Below are 18,193 nucleotides of genomic sequence, written 5' to 3'. Positions count from 1 at the left end.
AGGGGGCCGGAGGTGGCCCCGGCCAGGGTCTCGCCCCCGCGCGGCCACATCGCGCATAATGGCGATCACAGTCCGTGGCGGTGTGCCGCGGACGGGCCAGGCGGGGGCGCGATGGCGACGCTCAATCCGGCGACGGGACGGTTCCGCCTCCCGGCGCGGCGGCGGGAGGAGGCGGGCGGCGGCCCGGACCCCGTGCGGGCCGCCCTCGCCCCCCTGCTCGCCGCCCATCGCGCCGCCCACCCGGGCGGCCCCCTCCCGGGGGCCGCCGAGGCCGAACTGCTGCGCGGGTACGCGGTGGCCGAGCGGATGCACCGCGGGCAGCTCCGCAAGTCCGGCGCCCCGTACATCACCCATCCGCTGGCCGTCGCGCTGATCCTCGCCGGCATGGGGCTGGACACCACGACCCTGGTCGCCGCGCTCCTGCACGACACCGTCGAGGACACCCCGTACACGCTCGGGGAGGTCCGCGCCGACTTCGGCGACGAGATCGCGGTGCTGGTCGACGGCGTCACCAAGCTGGACGGCAGCCGCTGGGGCGACCGCGCCGAGGCCGAGACGTTCCGCAAGATCGTGCTGGCCGCGGCGGCCGACCTGCGGGTGCTGGTGATCAAGCTGGCGGACCGGCTGCACAACCTGCGGACGCTGCGCCACCAGCCCGAGCACAAGCGCGCCCCCTACGCGCAGGCGTCCCACGAGCTGCTGGTCCCGTTCGCCGAGCGGCTCGGCATCCACGTCCTCAAGCGGGAGATGGACGATCTCGCCTTCGCCGCCCGCGACCCCTGCGCGCACGAGGAGACGCGGCGCGCCGTCCGGGCGGCGCTGAGCCTGGCGGACCGCACGTTCGGGCCCGCGACGGCGCTGCTGCGCCCCTCGCTCGCCGAGCACCGGGTCAGGGCGCGGGTGGAGGTCCGGCCGTCCCACCTGTACGCGGTGCACCAGTCGTTCGGCGGCGGCCTGGCCGGGCTGCGGCCCTGCGAGGCGGCGCGGCTCCTGCTGGTGGTGGACGGCGCGGAGAGCGACTGCTACATCGCGCTCGGGGCCGTGCACGCCGCGCTGCACCCGGTGGCCGGGCAGGTCCGCGACTTCATCGCGACGCCCAAGGACAACCTGTACCGGTCCCTGCACACCCGGGTGATCAGCCCGGACGGCGACCCGTTCGAGGTGATCATCCGCAGCGAGGCGATGCACCCGGTCGCCGAGTACGGCATCGTCGCGCACATCAGGGACGCGGGCCGCGACACCGGCCCCACCGTCGCCGAGCGCCGCGACCTGGTGTGGCTGAGCCGGCTGCTGGCCTGGCAGTCCGGCTCCCCGTCCGCCGAGTTCCTGGACCGGCTGCGCGCCGACCTCGCCGCCGGCAACGTCGCCGCGTTCACCACCCGCGGCGACCTCGTCCCGCTGCCCGCGGGCGCGACCGCGCTCGACTTCGCCTACGCGCTCGGCCCCGGCACCGGCGACCGCTGCATCGGCGCCGTCGTCAACGGCCGGCTCGCGCCCATGTCGGTGCAGATCCGCAGCGGCAACGTCGTGCGGATCCTCACCGACCCGGCCGGCTCCCCGACCGAGGACTGGCTCGGCTTCGCCGTGTCGGTGCCCGCCCGCGTGCACATCCAGCAGCGGCTCGCGCTGCGCCGCGCCGAGGAGGACGCCGAGGCCGGCCGGCGCCGCCTCGTCCGGGCGCTGGCGGCGCGCGGCGTCGACCTGCTGGCCGCCGAGGCGCGCGGCGACTCGCTGGCCGTCGCCCGCGACCTCGGCTACGGCGACGTCGACGCGATGTACGCGGCGCTCGGCACCGGCGTCCTCGGCCTCGACGACCTCCTGGCCCGGTTCGCCCGGCCCTGACCCGCCGATTACGCTGGGCCCGTGGTGATCACATGAGACCGTTCGAGTACGGCGTCGACGGACCGAAGGTGATCGTGGCGGGGGTGGACGGCTCCGAGACGTCGCTGCGCGCCGGCGCCTACGCGTGGGGCCTCGCGCGCCGCGCCGGCGCCCGGCTCGTCGTCGTGCACGTCTCGCCGGTCGCGTCGATGGGCACCCTCACCCCGGGCGGTGCCGCCGCGCTGCGCGAGACCGCCGACGAGATCTCCGCGCAGATCCGCCGCGAGCTGGAGGCCGCCGCCGGGCGCGAGCAGGTCCGCTACGACCTCGTCACCGAGCTGGGCGACGCCTACGCCGTGCTCGCCCGCGTCGCCGACGAGTCCCGCGCGGACGCCGTCGTCGTCGGCGCGTCGGCGCAGGCGGGGCACCGGCTCATCGGGTCGGTCGCCGTCCGCCTGGTCAAGGCGGGGCGGTGGCCCGTGACCGTCGTGCCCTGACCCCGGTTCGGCCGCCGCTCGCGGGGAAGGGCGTGGGTGGACGGCGACGGGCGGGCGGAGGCGGCGATGCCAGATCCTGTTCTGACGGAGATCGGCTGGGCGGGGTCGGCGCTGCGGCTGGCCGGCACCCTCAAACCCGACGGAGCCGTCCGCGAGCTCGAAGTGCTGCTGCGCGAGCGCGGCGGCGACGGCCTGCTGCGCGTCCCCGCCTCGCTCCGCAGGCGGGACGGGCGCGTCGCGTTCGAGGCGGAGGTCGACGTCGCGACCCTCGTCGGCGGGCACCCGCTGCCCGGCGGGCTGTGGGACGTGAGCCTGTCGGTCGGCGCGCCGATGGAGACCTCCGTCGTCCCGCTCGGCCCGGGCCGGGCGCCCGGCCTGGACGCCTCGCCCCGGCGGCGGTTCCTGCCCGGCTCCTGCACGGTGATCGCCTACTTCGGCGCCGGCGGCGTCCTCGCGATCGACGTCGGCGGCCGCCCGCACGTCGCCGGATCCGTCGCCGCGGACGCGCTGGGCTGGAACGAGGAGCGCGAGGAGGTCGTCGTCAGCGGGCACCTCGACCTGCGGCGGGCCGGCATGCCGATCTCCGGGTCGCTGCTGCTGACCGAGCGGCGCTCGCGGCACGTCTACCAGGTCATCGCGATGCTGGAGGAGCGTCCGCACCGGCTCGGCTACCGGGCCGCGGTGCCCGCGACGCGGGCGTTCATCGACGATCCGCTGCCGCGCGGGACCTGGGACGTCTCGCTGTGCCTCGGCTTCTCCGGGATGCACCGCGAGCTGCGGCTGCTGGCGCCGGACGAGCCGGTGGACGTGCAGGTGTGGCGGCGGCTGCGGCACGTCCGGGTCGTCTCCTCGGCGGCGCCCGGCCCGCTGACGATCACGGTCGGCCGCGTCTGAACGGCCCGTCCCACGGGAGCTCCCGGGACGTCGCCGCGACCACCGCGCACAGCAGCGCCACCACGGCCGACCCGCCGGCCAGGTTGATCGCGGACGTGGCGAGCGCCGCGTCGAGCCGGGCGTGCAGGGTGAGCGGCAGGATCGCCAGCAGCGCCACCGCGATGCCGCCGATCCAGGCGAACGCCCGCACCGGGCGCGCCGACGACGACAGCAGCAGGTGCATCAGCGCGGTGGCCTGGATCGTCGCCGCCGCGGCGCACAGGGCGTAGCTCGTCGCGGCGGGCGCCGCGGCGGTGTGCCCGCCCGCGAACACCGGCACCTCGACGCCGAACGCCGACCGCAGCCCGATCGTCACCGCGAACGCCAGGCCGCCGCCGACCAGCGCGGCGGACACCCCCGTCCACCACAACGGGCGCAGCGGAGCGCCGGAGCCCTCCCTGGATATCTCCTCGTGCAGCGCGACGAAGTCCTCGTACCGTCTGGGCGGTGCCTCCGTCGGCCGCCGCCGCGCCGCGGAAGGGCAGCGGAACGAGCGTTCCCACGGCCGCGGCGCCGGGCGGCCGGCGTGCCTGCCCGGCAGGCCACCGGAGTTCCGCCCGAAGGATGAGTCGGGCATTGTTCCCTCCCCCGGTGCGAACGTAGGAGTGTTACCCGGCGCCGCAGGGAGGAATTCGTCCAACCTCACCATTTTGCAGATGTTTGGCCGCGTTCCCCCGTATGGCAGAACACGGCGGATCCCCGGGAGGCCGCGCCTCCCGGGGATCCGTCAGGGTCCGCCGTCGTCCGCCGGGTCCCGTCAGACCAGGCCGGCCTTCTCCAGCGCCGCGCAGCAGGTGCCCGTGATCAGGCGGGTCACCACGTACGGGTCGACGTTGGCGTTCGGCCGGCGGTCCTCGATGTAGCCCTTCTTGTCCACCTCGACCTGCCACGGGATCCGCACCGAGGCGCCGCGGTCCGACACGCCGTAGCTGAACTCGCTCCACGGGGCCGTCTCGTGCATGCCGGTCAGCCGCCGCTCGATGTCGGCGCCGTACCCGGCGACGTGCTCCTGCGCCTTCTCGGCGAGCGCCTCGCACGCCGCGATGATCGCGTCGTAGCCCTCGCGCATGGCCTTGGTCGAGAAGTTGGTGTGCGCGCCGGCACCGTTCCAGTCGCCCTCGACCGGCTTCGGGTCGAGCGTGGCGGACACGTCGTGCTCCTCGGCGATGCGGTAGAGCAGCCACCGGGCGATCCACAGGTGGTCGCCGACCTCGATCGTCCCCGCCGGGCCGATCTGGAACTCCCACTGGCCGGGCATGACCTCGGCGTTGATGCCGGAGATCTTCAGCCCCGCCGCCAGGCAGGCGTCCATGTGCTGCTCGACGATGTCGCGGCCGAACACCTCGTCCGAGCCCACGCCGCAGTAGTAGAAGCCCTGCGGGGCCGGGTAGCCGCGCTCCGGGAAGCCGAGCGGGCGGCCGTCCTTGAAGAAGGTGTACTCCTGCTCGATGCCGTACCAGGAGTCCTGCGCCTCGAACTGCTCCGCCACGGGCCGCAGCTTGGCCCGGGTGTTGGTCTCGTGGGGCGTGCCGTCCACGAGGTACACCTCGCACAGCACCAGCTTGTTGTCACCCCCGCGGATCGGGTCCGGGCAGGAGAAGACCGGCTTCAGCACGCAGTCCGAGCGGTCGCCGGGCGCCTGGTTCGTGCTGGACCCGTCGAACCCCCAGTCCGGCAGGTCGGCCCCGTCGGCGAGGATCCTCGTCTTCGACCGCAGCCGTGCGGTCGGCTCGGTTCCGTCGATCCAGATGTACTCGGCCTTGTAGCTCAACGTCGGTCCCTTCGTTCGCTGCCGGGCCTTGCGGGTTCGGCCTCACAGAACGTGCCAACCGGGCATTTCGCATCTGTTGCCCGTTTGTGAACGGCGTGTAACACGCGAGATGACCTGCTGAGACGTTGCTCACACCGCCCGGACTCCGTTCCGGCCGCCGCCCGGAAATACCTCCAACCGCCGCAAATCGACATTTAACGTCCAATACAATGGCGTCGCGGCTTTTATCAGACACATCTCACCCACTATCTGAAACCCTCGGAAGTTTCTTTACTTCTCCCACACCCGGCCGCGCCTTCTCTTCTGTTCAAGATGAGCGGGGACGCGCCGCCTCGGCGCGTCCTCATCGTGAAGCAGAGAACGGGGGAAAAGGATGAGGCGGACTCTCGCGGCCTCGCTCGGTACGGCCGTCGCGCTAGCGGGGCTGGCATCCTTCGCGCCGGCCGGGCACGCGGCCGAGGGCGGCAAGGGCAGGCGGATCCACATCGTGTGGCCTGGCCACTCGATCCAGAAAGCCGTCGACCGCGCACGGCCCGGCGACGTCATCCGGCTCAAGGCCGGGGCCTACGACGGCGGCGTCCTCGTCCGCAAGCGCCTGACCATCCAGGGGGACGGCGACAGGACCGTGCTCCACCCGGGCCGCAAGGACCGCTGCGCCAAGGCCGGCGCGGCCGGCATGGGCATCTGCGTGGTCGGCCGCCCGAAGCACCTGGTCAGGGGCGTCTCCATCCTGAACCTGACCGTCCGGGGCTTCAAGGAGAGCGGCGTGTACGGCATGTACACCGACCGCCTGACCGTCGAACGCGTCCTCGCCACCCGGAACGGCGCCTACGGCATCACGGAGTTCCACTCGACCCGCGGCCGCTTCGTCAAGAACCGGGCCATCGACAACTCCGTCGAGGCGGGCCTCTACGTCGGCGACATCGAGGACGCCCGCGGCACCGTCGTCGCCTACAACCACGCCTCCGGCAACGCGCTCGGCCTGCTGATCCGGCACGCCCGCAGCGTCGCCGTCTGGAAGAACCACCTCGTCGGCAACTGCGTCGGCGCCGCGCTCGTCAACGACGACCAGAAGGGCGGCCAGGGCGAAGCCAGGCTCTGGATGAACAAGGTCTGGAAGAACAACCGGTCCTGCCCGCAGCACGAGGAGGTCCCGCCGCTCGGCGGCACCGGCATCCTCGTCTTCGGCGGCGACCACAACGGGATCGAGAAGAACGCCGTGCTCGGAAACCGGGGCACGCTGCCCTACTCCGGCGGCATCGTGCTGTTCCCGAGCCCGAAGGGCCAGCCCGCCCGCCACAACCTGGTCAAGCGCAACCTCGCCAAGGGCAACGCGCCGTTCGACCTGGTCGACAAGAGCGGCAGCAGGACCAACCGCTTCGTCGACAACAGGTGCCGGACGTCGAACCCGCGCGGCCTCTGCTGACACCACCGCGAAGACCCCGCTCCCGCGTCGTTCGCCGACCTGACGGGAGCGGGGTCCACTCACTCTCCGCCGCGCAGGAACCGCTCACCGAGCGGCGTCAGCGCGTGGTGGACCGTCTTGCCCCGGCGCTCGCTGGTGAGCAGACCCGCGCCGCGCAGCGCGGTGGCGTGCTGGGAGGCCGACGCCGCGCTGACACCGAGCCGGGCCGCCAGCGTCCCCGTCGTGAGCTCCCCGTCCGCGCCGACCAGCCGGATCACGGCGGCGCGGGTCCGGCCGAACACCTGCGGAAGGGTGTCGCCCGCGCCGCTGAGCGGCCGGGACGAGGGGACCACCACCGTCGCCGGGCCGTCGCCGGCGACCATGACGCGCGGACCGGTGACGAACACCGAGGGCATCAGAAGGAGCCCGCGCCCGCCGAGATGCACGTCCCCGTCCCGCAACGTCTCGATCTCCAGGACCGGGGACGTCCAGCGCACGGCGGGGTGCAGGCTCCCGAGCAGCCCGCCGATCCCGTCGCGGGCCATCGTCCGGGCGTGGCGGGACGCCTCCGCGCACAGGTGGTCGCTGAGGCCGGTCCACGCGTCCGCCAGCGCGACCCGGTGGAAGTCGCGGAGCCCGCGGACCAGCGTCCTCATGGTCTCCCCGTCGCCGCCCGCGAGCCGGGGCAGCCACGGGACCGGCGGCCGCGGGCCGTACGACCGCTCCAGCTCGTCGCGGATCCGCCGCACGGGCGTCGAGGCGACGGCGTCGAGCTCCGGTTCGAACCCCGGCACGAGCGTGTACGGCGTCAGGAAGTCGGGGACCCAGCGGCCGGACGGCACCAGATCGAGCAGCAGGCGGGACGGGCCGGTGAGCCTGGCGCGCGTCCGCGAGCGCCACCCGCCGGGAATCGGCTCCGGCCCGACGCCGCGCAGGGCCTGGGCGCCGAGAACGGTCTGGGCGAGCGGCGAGAGGCCGGGGGTGATGCGAATCCGGGTGAGGTCCTCATAGTCGAGCCAGAGCCGGAGCATGGCTCGGAGAATACGACATTTAACCTATTTCTGAAATCATTGCACCCGGCCCGGAACGTCGTGGAAGGTGCGGGTCATGAATCGACTCCGCCTCTTCTGCCGCACCGTTCCGCTGATGGTGCTCGCCGCCCTGACCGCGGTCGCCCTCCCCGTCCGCGCCGACGACGGCACGACCGTTCGCGAGGGCGACATCGACGGAGTCCCCTACCGCGTCGAGGTCCCCGCCCGCTGGAACGGGACACTGCTGCTGTGGAGCCACGGCGCCTACAGCCTCGACTACCCGGCGCCCTCGGAGATCTCGCTGACGAACCACCCCGCCACCCGGCAGTGGCTGCTCGACCACGGGTACGCGCTCGCGGCCTCCCAGTTCCGCGTGCCGCGCGGCTGGGGCGTGGTCGAGTCCGGGCTGAAGGACCAGATCGACCTGCTCGACTGGTTCACCGCGAACGTCGGGAAGCCCAGGCGCACCGTCTCCACCGGCTCCTCCGCCGGCGGCCTGACCTCGGTGCTCCTGGCGGAACGCAACCCCGGCCGCTTCGCCGGCGTGGCCTCCCTCTGCGGAGTGCTCGGCGGCACGACGGGCCACTTCAACAGCGCCCTCGACACCAACTACGCGGTCAAGACCCTCCTGGCGCCCGACCTGGAACTGGTGCGGATCAAGGACCCGCAGGCCAACACCTCCGCCGCCCGCCGCGCCCTCGGAACCGCCCTGGCCGACCCCGGCGGGCGCGCCCGCCTCGCCCTCGCCGCCGCCCTCGCGAACATTCCCGGCCGCTACACGTCCCGGGCGCCCGCACCGGACACGGTCGCCGGCCAGGTGGAACAGCAGGTCTACTACGCCGCCTACGACCGGGGCGCCTTCTGGGGCGCCAACCGCAGCGACATCGAGAAGCTCGCCGGCGGGAACCCGTCCTGGAACACCGGCGTGGACTACCGCGCGCTCTTCGCCCGCTCCAGCCAGAAGGCCCTCGTGAAGCGCGCCTACCGCGAGGCCGGTCTGAGCCTCCGCGACGACCTCGCGCGCTTGAACGCGGCACCGCGCATCAAGGCGGACCCCGCCGCCGTGCGCTACCTCGGCCACTACGGCACCCCGTCCGGCCGCACGCCCTGGCCCGTCGTCACCCTGCACTCGACAGGCGACGGCAACGTCCCGCCGGAGAACCAGCGCTGGTACGCCACCCACGTCCACAACCCGGCGAACCTGAGGCAGCTCTACGTCGACCGCGGCTACCACTGCTCCTTCACCGCCTCAGAAGAAATCGCGGCGCTGCAAGCGCTCCTCACCCGGATGGACACCGCCCACTGGCCGGACACCCGGCCGGCGGCGCTCAACCGCTTCGCCGCCACGCTCGCCCCCGACGCCCAGACGGTGTTCGACACAGACCCCGAACCCGGCCTGCACCCCACGACCCCGTCCTTCACCCACTACCGCCCGGGCCACTACCTGCGTCCATGACCGATCGACCACGAAGGCCATGGTCCGCGGGGGCGAACCATGGCCTTCGTCGCGATGAGTTCGGCGACCGAGCGGAGTCCACACATCGAGACCCCGCGAACCCTGGAGGAGCCATGACCGCCAAGGCACTACCACCCGTCGTCGACACCGAGACCTGGCAACGCCACCTCGGCGAGCTGCGCGCCCGCGAGAAGGCCGCGACCCGCGAACTCGACGCGATCGCCGCGCAGCGCCGCCGGCTGCCGATGGTCGAGATGCCCGACTACACCCTGGAAGGCGAGGAGGGCCCGGTCAGCCTGGCCGAGATCTTCGACGGCAAGTCCCAGCTGATCGTCTACAACCACATGTGGTTCCCCGGCGAGGAGTGGCAGTGCCCGGGCTGCACGGGCTTCACGTCCCAGTACACCCGGCTGGAGTTCCTGGACGCCTACGACGCCCGCTTCGTCATCGTCACCCAGGGCCCGATCAAGGAGGCCCTCGCCTACCGGCAACGCGTCGGCAACGAGATGACCTGGTACTCCACCGCGAACAGCTCCTTCGGCTCCGACGTGGACGCCCCTCCCGGCGGCGGCTTCGCCGTCAACGTCTTCCTGCGCGACGGCGACACCGTCTACCGCACCTGGCACACCAGCGGCCGGGGCACCGAGCAGCTCAGCCACTCCTTCCCCCTGATCGACCTGCTCCCCTACGGCCGCCAGGAAGAATGGCAGGACGTCCCCGAAGGCTGGCCCCAGTCCCCCGCCTACTCCCGCTGGTCCAGCTCCGAAGAGATAGCCGCCCGCTACGGCCGGGACGCCTGACCCCGCCGCACGCCCGCCCCGGGAAAAGCCGTCGACGCGAGGCCCGGGGCGGGGCATGATCTTCGCCGTGCTCCAGAACGGCGCTCGTCCCGGGCGGTACACGCTGACCGACTCGGAGCACGGCCACGTCTGGGGAACCTGCCCCACGGTGGACGGGCTCTTCGGGAACCCCCGGCGCGGCACGTACGAACTCTTCGGCTGGATCCCAGAACGCGCCGAGCTTCCGCACTGGCTCGGCAGCCGGGTGTGGCTGGTACCGGCCGACGACGCTCTCGACCCCTGGCTGCTGGAGGACGCCGAGAGCGCACGGCAGTTCCCGGACAGCCTCGTGCTCACCGGCCTGGACGACTACCAAGGCCCACCCGAGGCCTACACGGGCCCGATCCGAGTGCACAACGGTCACGAGTGGCTGGGCTCCTGCCGTGAGTTCGTCCGCATCGTTCCGGACGAGCAGGCGGCGCCCCCACTCGTCCTGCGGAACCTCGTTCCCAGCGATCGACTGCGAGTGGCGCTGAACAAGGGCACCCGCCGTGCGCTGGATCTGGGAGAGGCCGTCCTGGAGGTACGGGACGACCACGGCGCCCCACTGGCCGAACACGTGCTGTGGCCCAAGATCAGCACCTGGCATGGACCGGACCTGGTCGACCTCGAACTCGTCGCGGCGAGCTTCACGCCCGTTCCCGAACACGCACGCCCCCTCTGGGAGCGCTGGTTCACCGGCCCCCCGGCAGCCGAGGGCGCCTGGGCCGGCCTCGATACCCGACACCGCGAGGCCTGGCTTCACCTCGTCCGAGAACGCTGCCACCGCCACCCCGACCGCCCGCCGGGCCACGCCTACGTACTCGACGGCCGGCACATCACCGACGAACCAGGCTTCTACCTGGCACTCGGCGAGGCCGTGAACGGCCCGGGCGGCTACTTCGGCGGCTGCCCGGACGCCCTGGTCGACTGCCTGAGGGGCGGTTTCGGCCACACGTCCCCCGCCACCCTGCTCTGGCGCGACGCCTCGACCGCCCGGGAGCACCTGTCCCGAGCCCTGACCTCAGAGGGCCGGCCACTCGATCTGCTAGCCGAGGCCCTCGACGTCCTGGCCGAGGGCGGCATGCACGTCACCCTGGCATGATCCGCGCCTACGGCCCGCCGTGTGAGACTGGAGGCCCATGGGTTACTGGATGTGGCTGACCAGGTACGACGGCGCCGAGGTCGCGGCCCTGCTCGATCATCCGCATGGCCTGCACGCGGGCTTCGGGCGGCTACGGAACATCTGGGACGACCTGCCCGTCGATCTCGGCTACGACCCGTCCGGTTCCCTGGGCAAACTAGAGGAGATAGACACCCACCGGGCCTGGGACGCCCTACACGTCCTGCTGACCGGCCTCCCGAACGAGGACTACGAGCACACCTCCGGAGATCCGCCCGCCTGCGACGTGGTGATGGGCGGCATGGTCATGAACACGACCGGCGAAGGCTCCCTCCTGCGCGTCCCACGCCTCCTGCGCCCCGGCCAGGTGCGCGCGGTGGACGCTTTCCTACGCGACCTGGACCGCGACGCGCTGATCCGTGACCGCCACGCGTTCCTGAAAGAGGCCCAGCCCTACTCCTTCGAGGGCTGGGGACGCCTACAGAGCGGCGAAGCCTGGGACATGGTGGAACACGGCGTCCTCGCGAACACCTTCGACACCGTCCGCGCCTTCTACTCCCGCGCCGCCACCGCCGGCAACGCCGTCATCAAGGAGATCAGCTGAAAGACCTGGTCCCGTGGCTTCAGCCACGGGACCAGTCAACACCCGGGGCCGGCCTTGTGAGCCGTCCCCCGATTGCACTTCCGCAGGGCATGCAAGCCCTGCAGGCGAGCTAGCGACCCTTCAGACGGACGGCGCCGTGGACGACACCGCGAACGAGGAAGCCGCCGACGCCCCCACCGAAGAAGCCACCGGCAACGCCGCCGACAACTCCACCGAGGAAGCCGCCGAAGCCGCCCAAAGCGCCCGTCAGGACGCCGCCTGCTCCGACGGCCATGGCGCCGCCGATACCCCAGGCGACGGTGTAAGCGATGCCCCTGGCGACGCCGCTGATGACGTTCCACGACTCGTCACTGGCGGTCGTGTCAGCGAAGAGAACGCCGATCACGACGGCGACGATGCCTGCCACGACACCGGCCGAACCACCCCCGAGAACGCCACCCACGGCGCCGCCGAGAGCGAGGCCGCCGATGACACCGAGGACGATGCCGGTAAGGGGAAAGCGAAACTTCACGGGATCGGTCTCCTTTGCGTAGGCACCCGTGGTGATCACGAGCGTCTGCAAGTACCGTCCTGCGCTCCGTCTCCCGCACAACCCGGAGCACATGCCCCGACGTCAGGCCCACGGGCCTCACCGGGCCCGGCCGGCCGATGAAGATCTTGAGCTCCCAAAAGAGTTTGGTCCCGTGGCTTCTGCCACGGGACCAGACACTGTCGGGGCCGACCTGGTAAGCCGTCCCCGCTACACCCGCAGGGCACCATGCAGCCCTGGGGGCGAGCTAGTGCCGCCGCAGGCGGACGATGCCGTGGACGACACCGCTGACGACATAGCCACTGACGGCACCGACCAAGAGGCCGCCACCGATGACGGCGAGCACGGTGACGATGCCCATGACGCTGCTCAGGACACCGGCGATGAAGGCGGCGGCGGTGCCGCCGAGGACACAGGCTGCGATCCAGGCGATGGACCACGCGGCGCCGCTGATGACGTTCGACAACTCGTCGTTGACGACCGCGACGCTGACACGGCCGCCGACAAAGGCGCCGACGAAGCCGGCCATGACGCCGACCGGACCGCCACCGAGAACACCGCCGAGGATGCCGCCGAGGCCAACAACGGCGAAGGCGGCACCGGGTAAGAGAGGCTTCATGAGGATCGATCTCCTTTGCGTAGGCGCCCGCGCTGATCACGGACGTCAGTAAGTACCGTCCTGAGACCGGGACACCCCACAACCCGCTCAGGACGTCCGATTGCCTCGCGTCACCAGGCGCGGCCGCCCTACGCTCAGGGCAGGAAGCGCCACCTTCATCGTCGGTTCGGGAGGCATACCGGGTGACCGGCAGAGATGATCCCCGCCTGGGCGTGATCAACAGGCTCGTCGCAGAACTGAGCACGTTCCTGCAAGAGCCGATCGAGCTCGTAGAGCCCACGGACAACTGTTTCCTGGAGGACGAGGGGTTGGAGTTCTGCGTGAATATCCGCAGTGCGCCCCCACAGGGCAACGGCTTCCAATTGTGCTGGGAAGGAATAATGGGAGGCCAACTCGTTCAGGACGGGAACTCTGACGTCAGCGTCACGCTCTTCCTGTACAGCAGGAACCGGCGGCTCGGGATGATGGAGGACCGGGAGGGCAGTGGCCTCGAGATCGACTACGAGGGCTCGCCCGAAAACGGCGGCTGCTGGGGGAATCCCAGATGGCTCGCGGACGAGTTCGGCGAGTTCCTGGCGTACGAGTCGTACGGCGACGCCGAGTAGGTCGAGCATGCGCGAACCGGGTCATCGCGGCAACGCAGACGGGTGCGGACGTCCGGAAGGCCGTGTGGTCGGGCGCAGCATGTCCCCGAGATGCTGAGGCGCTGCCCAGACTCGTCTTCCCCGTGCTCGGTGTGACCGGCCTTCCGGCGCCGTGTCCGTCTGGACGTCCGCGCTGAACTTGGTGCCCGTGTCCCGGGTGGGAGGGCCCAGGTTGGCGAACACGCGGACGGGCCGGGCGCTCGCTCTGACCTGCATCCACCGAACCCCGACTTCTCGACCGGGCCCGGCACGCCCGAGGTGGGCAGGCAGGCATCATCGACGGGTTTCGAACCTGTGGCCACGCCCGGACGACAGTCCCCGATCGAGGGCGCCGCTTCGCATCGCCAGGCGGCACGTTGCCGCTGACTCGCGACCCGGAGCCGGAGGGTGAAGACGACGGCTGTTCAGGCCGTCACAGCACACACTGCTCCTCTCCCTGTGGCGTTCCCGGCGACTCCGCTGACGGTTGAGTACGCGGCCTCAAAGTGGGGTCGCTCTGTCCAAATGAGAGGAAACGCCATGTCACGCTCCCCATGTACCAGGGCGAACAAAGCGCTTCAGGTGTTGATAGCGACGAATGAGCCCTGGGCCACCTACCACGTGCAGCCGCTGCTCGCCGAGGCCGAACGCCGCGGATGGAAGCTGACTCAGGTGGTGCCTGACAAGTCGCGGATCAACCCCGGGGATCCGGTGCCGACCGCGACACCACGAACGGCTCCGGCCGCTGACCTGCTCGTGGTCGCCGGGGCCGGGGACTGGCCGGTGAAGGTCGCCGGTCGGTTTCCGAGGCTGCCCCTAACCGCCAGTGGGCTCGCCTATCTGGGGCCGCGGCAAGCCGTTGGCGCCCGGGCGTTGCGCCCGCGGCTGCAGACGATCACCGCCGCGTCACCGGCGGCGGCCGACGCGTTCGCCGACCATCTCGGTACGAGGCGGGGGACGGTGACCGTCGTCGGTTCCCCGCAGACCGATGATCTGCCGGAGCGGGCGCCCGAGCCGGGGCTGGTATTGGTCCTGACGAGCGTCACCCGCCCCGACGCGACCGGGGAGGCGGCGCACGGCACCGCTCTCCTGCTGGCGGCCGCGGAGCAACTGCGGACGGACGGTAAACGGATCATGGTCGGTCTGCATCCAAGGGAGAACCCCGCGTTGTGGGCCCGATATGAGATCAGCCAGGTTCCGTCGCTGAGCGCCTCGGCACGGGCTGAGGCGACGATCGGGATTCCGGGAACGGCGTTCCCCCTGATCGCCGCCGTGGGTACACCCCTCGTGGGGTGCACAGATCCCGCGCTGGAGGTTCCCGACTATCTGCTCACGGTCTGTTCGTCCACCATCGATGACGCCGCGCTCGCGGTATCCGCGGTGGAGGACGCTCGGCCTCCGGCGCCCGAGACGCTGCGGGACGTCATCGGGCCGGTCGGCGGTTCGGCAGGCCGCCTGTTCGACGTCTGGTCGAAGGCGGCATGTGGAGATGTCGCCTGACATCGCACCATTCACCCAAACAGAGGCGGGAGGGGGCTTCCCCTCCCGCCTTACCTTTGTCATCCGCCCTTCTCCCGAACACCGCCTCAACGAGCCGTTCGCCGATGACGGGCACGCGCTGCGCGAACGGGTGCTGTGGCGGACGCTGTACGAGACCGCCGCCCGCACCGAAGAGGTCCTCTCGCTCAACATCGAGGACCTCGACGCCGAGTTCCGAAGGACGGCATCTCCGGCGAAGCTGGCGAAGCAAGGGATCAGGAGCCGTAGTCACTCAATTAGTCACTCAGAGCACTGAAGGCCATGATCCGCGGGAGCGGATCATGGCCTTGACGTGGGTGGGCGCGGCAGGTTTCGAACCTGCGGCCACTCGCTTGTAAGGCGAGTGCTCTACCCCTGAGCTACGCGCCCGCGTTGCCGGGAAAGCGTACCTGGTTCGTGGGGGCGATCGCGAAGCGGCGGGGGTCAGGAGGGGAGGTGGAGCCAGACGCCCTTGGGTTCGGTGTAGGCGTCCAGGGCGTAGGGGCCCATCTCGCGGCCCCAGCCGCTGGACTTGAAGCCGCCCCAGGGGGCGGCGGCGTCGGGGATGGGGGGCATGTTGACGAAGACGGCGCCCGCGCGGATGTCGGCGGCGAGGCGGTGGGCGGTGGAGAGGTCGCGGGTCCAGAGGGAGGCGGCCAGGCCGAAGTCGGTGTCGTTGGCGCGGGCGGCGAGGTCGTCGGGGTCGTCGTAGGCCAGGACGGGCAGGACGGGGCCGAAGATCTCCTCGCGGGCGATGGTCATGGTGTCGGTGACGCCGGCGAAGACGGTCGGCGGGTAGAAGAAGCCGGGGCGGTCGGCGCGGGCGCCGCCGGTGACCAGTTCGGCGCCCTCGGCGCGGCCCGTGCGGATGTGGGAGTCGACGCGGTCGAGGTGGTCGAGGGTGACCAGGGGGCCGATCTGCGTCCGGGGGTCGAGGCCGGGGCCGAGGCGGAGGGACGAGGCGGCGGCGGCGAGTTTCTCGGTGAACTCGTCGGCGCGGCGGCGGTCCACGTAGAGGCGGGTGTAGGCGGCGCAGACCTGGCCGCTGTTGAGGAGGGCGCCCTGCAGGTTGCCCTCGACGGCCTGGTCGATGTCGGCGTCGCGGGCGATGATGCTGGGGGCCTTGCCGCCGAGTTCGAGGGTGACGCGTTTGAGGTTGCCGGAGGACGCCTGGACGATCTCGCGTCCGACGCTGCTGGAGCCGGTGAAGGAGACCTTGTCGACGCGGGGGTGGGCGGCCAGGGCGCGGCCCGCGGCGGGGCCGCCGGTGAGGAGGTTGACCACGCCCGGCGGGAGGCCCGCCCGCGCGCAGAGCTCGACGAGGCGGACGGTGGTGAGGGGCGTCTGCTCGGCCGGTTTGACGATCACCGTGTTGCCGCAGGCGAGGGCGGGGGCCAGCTTCCAGGCGGCGATCATCAGGGGGAAGTTCCACGGCGTGATCAGGGCGCACACGCCGACGGGCTCGCGGCGGACGTAGTGGAGGGTGCCGGGGTGGGAGATCGGCGAGAGGGTGCCCTCGATCTTGGTGCACCAGCCGGCGAAGTACCGGAAGTGCTCGGCGGCGCCCGTGACGCTGACCGTGCGGGCGACGCCGAGGGGCTGGCCCTGGTCGCGGGTCTCCAGCTCGGCCAGTTCGGCGGCGTGCTCCTCGATCAGGTCGGCGACGCGCCAGAGGAGGCGGGCGCGGGCGCTGGGCGCCATGGTCGTCCAGCCGCGGTCGCGGAGGGCGGAACGGGCGGCTTCTGCCGCCCTGTCGACGTCCTGGGGGCCGGCCTCCGCGCAGGTGGCGAGGAGGTCGCCGGTGGCGGGGTCGTGGGTGGTGAACTCGGCGCCGTCCGCTGCGGCGGACCATTCGCCGTTGATGTAAAGGCCGGTCTGCATGCGGCTCAGCCTGGCGGGGTGGTGCCCGTTCGGTCTTGTGCGTGGCGGTACGGGGCTTGTCCGAGGCCGTATCAGGTGATCGTGACCCGGTAGTCGCGGGGGGTGGCGCCGTAGGCGGCCTTGAACAGGCGGCTGAAGTGCGCGGCGTCGACGAAGCCCCAGCGCGCGGCGATGGCGCTGACGGGACGGTGCAGCTGGAGGGGGTCGCGCAGGTCGCGGCGGCAGTGCTCCAGGCGGCGTTCCCTGATCCACGCCGAGACCGTGGTGCCCTCCTCGCGGAACAGGTTGTAGAGGTGGCGGGACGAGACGTGGTGCGCGGCGGCGATGGTGTCCGGGGACAGGTCCGGGTCGTCCAGGTGGCGTTCGATGTGGGCGTGGACGCGCAGCATCAGGGCGCGGCGGCGCGCGTCGGGCGCGGGGGCGTCCAGGCGTTCCGCGAGGAGGGTGACCAGGAGGTCGACGATGTTGTCGCCGAGCCGCACGCTTCCGTGGTCGTCGATCTCGTCGAGCCGCCCGGCGAGCTGGACGAGGAACGCCGACAGCAGGGCGCCGACGCCGCGGCGGCCGGAGACTCGGGTGGCGGTGATCCCGGCGACGGCGTCCTGCGGCAGGCGCAGCAGGCGGCGCGGGAGCATGAGGACGAGCTGCCGGTAGGAGTCGTCGAACGCCAGCGTGTAGGGGCGGGTGGTGTCGTAGATCGCGAAGTCGCCGGGGACGAGCGCGGCCTCGCGGCCGTCCTGGGCGAGCAGGCAGTGCCCGCCGAGCTGGACGCCGATCTTGTAGTGGCCCGGGTCGGAGCGGGCGATCAGGGGGCCGGTGCGCCGCACGACGTGCGGGCTCGCGGCGATCTCGGTGACGGTGAGCGCGCCGAGTCCGGTGCCGCGCATGCGGCCGTCGAAGCGGTCGGGACGGGACGTCTCGGTGCGCAGCGGCACGAACGTGTCCGTCACGGCGGAACGCCAGTACTCGAACCGGTCGGCGGCCGGGAGGGTCGATGTTGCGATGAGCGTGGACATGCTTCCCCAGGTCGGGCTTCTGCCGTCCCCATGGTGCCCCGTCCGGGCCGGGCCGCGCCAGGCCCGGACGGGGGCCGCTCACCTCATGGCCTCGCGGACGAGGTGGGTGTCGGTGAACTGCTCGAAGCCGGCGATCTCCCCGTCCCGCACCCGCCACACATGGACGAACCGGACGCGCATTCCCTTGCCGGTCGCGCGGTGGGTGCCCGAGTAGTGGCCGATCGCGACGACGGTCCCGTCACCGCCGTCGATCAGTTCGTCGGGGTCGGCGCGGAAGCCCTTCCAGTCCGCGCCGAGCCGGCCGAACACCCCGGCCTTGACGGCGTCCGTCCCGACGTAGGTGCCCGCGTAGGGGAATCCGGCCATCTCGGTCCACGCGACGTTGTCGGCGAACTTCTCGACCATGCCGGCCAGGTCGCCGCGTTCCGAGGCCGCGTAGTGGGCCTTGACGATGTCGTACGCCTCGCTCATGTGCTGCCCTCCCGGTGTCAAGGAGCAAGTCCAGCGTCCCAGAGTGCCGTGGTTCTTTGCTCTGCCCGAACAGTGCT

The 18,193-nt window shown here is 71.8% G+C and carries 19 protein-coding genes and 1 tRNA gene; 11 read left to right on the top strand and 9 right to left on the bottom strand.

The genetic code is table 11. The features are described from left to right. The first annotated feature begins 111 nt into the window (after positions 1–111). The 3 genes from BJY14_RS33595 to BJY14_RS33585 all read left to right on the top strand — a co-directional run bounded on the left by BJY14_RS33595 (position 112) and on the right by BJY14_RS33585 (position 3,212). Positions 112–1,842: a RelA/SpoT family protein gene (locus BJY14_RS33595; RefSeq protein WP_179847286.1), complete on the top strand. Its 1,731-nt coding sequence runs from the start codon at positions 112–114 to the stop codon at positions 1,840–1,842. A 32-nt stretch (positions 1,843–1,874) separates the two neighbouring features. Beyond that, entirely contained in the window at positions 1,875–2,318 is a 444-nt protein-coding gene (locus BJY14_RS33590) for a universal stress protein (RefSeq protein WP_179847285.1), read from the top strand. A 66-nt stretch (positions 2,319–2,384) separates the two neighbouring features. Then, the gene (locus BJY14_RS33585; protein WP_179847284.1) at positions 2,385–3,212 is read left to right on the top strand and encodes a hypothetical protein; all 828 of its coding nucleotides are present in this window, start codon (positions 2,385–2,387) and stop codon (positions 3,210–3,212) included. Here BJY14_RS33585 and BJY14_RS33580 read toward each other — a convergent pair. Then, on the bottom strand, positions 3,193–3,828 hold the full coding sequence (locus BJY14_RS33580) for a hypothetical protein (protein WP_179847283.1): 636 nt from the start codon (positions 3,826–3,828) through the stop codon (positions 3,193–3,195). The two genes, BJY14_RS33585 and BJY14_RS33580, sit on opposite strands and share 20 nt — an antisense overlap. Positions 3,829–4,008: 180 nt before the next feature. Continuing rightward, on the bottom strand, positions 4,009–5,022 hold the full coding sequence (gene glnII / locus BJY14_RS33575; protein WP_179847282.1) for a glutamine synthetase: 1,014 nt from the start codon (positions 5,020–5,022) through the stop codon (positions 4,009–4,011). A 373-nt stretch (positions 5,023–5,395) separates the two neighbouring features. On the opposite strand from glnII, the gene BJY14_RS33570 reads away from it, so the two are divergent. Continuing rightward, positions 5,396–6,448: a right-handed parallel beta-helix repeat-containing protein gene (locus BJY14_RS33570; RefSeq protein WP_179847281.1), complete on the top strand. Its 1,053-nt coding sequence runs from the start codon at positions 5,396–5,398 to the stop codon at positions 6,446–6,448. A 59-nt stretch (positions 6,449–6,507) separates the two neighbouring features. Here BJY14_RS33570 and BJY14_RS33565 read toward each other — a convergent pair whose 3' ends face one another. Then, positions 6,508–7,458, bottom strand: a complete 951-nt coding sequence (locus BJY14_RS33565; protein WP_179847280.1) for an ArsR/SmtB family transcription factor — start codon at positions 7,456–7,458, stop codon at positions 6,508–6,510. Positions 7,459–7,534: 76 nt separating this feature from the next. Between BJY14_RS33565 and BJY14_RS33560 the strand changes: the two genes are divergently transcribed. From BJY14_RS33560 to BJY14_RS33545, 4 genes are all read left to right on the top strand, one after another. Then, positions 7,535–8,914, top strand: a complete 1,380-nt coding sequence (locus BJY14_RS33560; RefSeq protein WP_179847279.1) for an alpha/beta hydrolase family protein — start codon at positions 7,535–7,537, stop codon at positions 8,912–8,914. 113 nt (positions 8,915–9,027) lie between these two features. Then, on the top strand, positions 9,028–9,714 hold the full coding sequence (locus tag BJY14_RS33555) for a DUF899 domain-containing protein (protein ID WP_179847278.1): 687 nt from the start codon (positions 9,028–9,030) through the stop codon (positions 9,712–9,714). 55 nt (positions 9,715–9,769) lie between these two features. Then, entirely contained in the window at positions 9,770–10,837 is a 1,068-nt protein-coding gene (locus BJY14_RS33550) for a barstar family protein (protein WP_179847277.1), read from the top strand. Positions 10,838–10,874: 37 nt separating this feature from the next. Then, positions 10,875–11,459, top strand: coding sequence for a DUF1877 family protein (locus tag BJY14_RS33545; protein ID WP_179847276.1), 585 nt, complete (start codon positions 10,875–10,877; stop codon positions 11,457–11,459). Positions 11,460–11,568: 109 nt separating this feature from the next. On the opposite strand, the gene BJY14_RS33540 is transcribed toward BJY14_RS33545, so the two are convergent. Both BJY14_RS33540 and BJY14_RS33535 read right to left on the bottom strand, forming a co-directional pair. Beyond that, a complete protein-coding gene (locus tag BJY14_RS33540) occupies positions 11,569–12,021 on the bottom strand; it encodes a hypothetical protein (protein ID WP_179847275.1) in 453 nt (150 codons plus the stop codon). Positions 12,022–12,235: 214 nt separating this feature from the next. Beyond that, positions 12,236–12,607 (bottom strand): hypothetical protein, encoded by a 372-nt coding sequence (locus BJY14_RS33535; RefSeq protein WP_179847274.1) that lies wholly within the window; start codon positions 12,605–12,607, stop codon positions 12,236–12,238. 182 nt (positions 12,608–12,789) lie between these two features. Here BJY14_RS33535 and BJY14_RS33530 point away from each other — a divergent pair, with 182 nt between their 5' ends. From BJY14_RS33530 to BJY14_RS45880, 3 genes are all read left to right on the top strand, one after another. Beyond that, the gene (locus BJY14_RS33530; protein ID WP_179847273.1) at positions 12,790–13,212 is read left to right on the top strand and encodes a hypothetical protein; all 423 of its coding nucleotides are present in this window, start codon (positions 12,790–12,792) and stop codon (positions 13,210–13,212) included. 558 nt (positions 13,213–13,770) lie between these two features. Further along, positions 13,771–14,730 (top strand): hypothetical protein, encoded by a 960-nt coding sequence (locus tag BJY14_RS33525; RefSeq protein ID WP_218905702.1) that lies wholly within the window; start codon positions 13,771–13,773, stop codon positions 14,728–14,730. Continuing rightward, positions 14,720–15,025 carry a site-specific integrase gene (locus tag BJY14_RS45880; RefSeq protein ID WP_246396204.1) on the top strand — a complete coding sequence of 102 codons (306 nt, stop codon included), beginning with the start codon at positions 14,720–14,722 and terminating at the stop codon, positions 15,023–15,025. Before BJY14_RS33525 ends, BJY14_RS45880 begins: the two co-directional genes overlap by 11 nt. Before the next feature lie 41 nt (positions 15,026–15,066). On the opposite strand, the gene BJY14_RS33515 is transcribed toward BJY14_RS45880, so the two are convergent. From BJY14_RS33515 to BJY14_RS33500, 4 genes are all read right to left on the bottom strand, one after another. Further along, a tRNA-Val gene (locus tag BJY14_RS33515) sits at positions 15,067–15,138 on the bottom strand. A 54-nt stretch (positions 15,139–15,192) separates the two neighbouring features. Beyond that, positions 15,193–16,629, bottom strand: a complete 1,437-nt coding sequence (locus BJY14_RS33510; RefSeq protein WP_179847272.1) for an aldehyde dehydrogenase family protein — start codon at positions 16,627–16,629, stop codon at positions 15,193–15,195. 71 nt (positions 16,630–16,700) lie between these two features. Then, positions 16,701–17,645, bottom strand: coding sequence for an AraC-like ligand-binding domain-containing protein (locus tag BJY14_RS33505; protein ID WP_179847271.1), 945 nt, complete (start codon positions 17,643–17,645; stop codon positions 16,701–16,703). A gap of 78 nt (positions 17,646–17,723) precedes the next feature. Continuing rightward, on the bottom strand, positions 17,724–18,116 hold the full coding sequence (locus BJY14_RS33500) for a nuclear transport factor 2 family protein (RefSeq protein ID WP_179847270.1): 393 nt from the start codon (positions 18,114–18,116) through the stop codon (positions 17,724–17,726). Positions 18,117–18,193 lie beyond the last annotated feature (77 nt).

This window comes from Actinomadura luteofluorescens, assembly GCF_013409365.1.
Lineage (GTDB): Bacteria > Actinomycetota > Actinomycetes > Streptosporangiales > Streptosporangiaceae > Spirillospora > Spirillospora luteofluorescens.
This window is presented reverse-complemented; position numbering and strand designations above follow the sequence as displayed.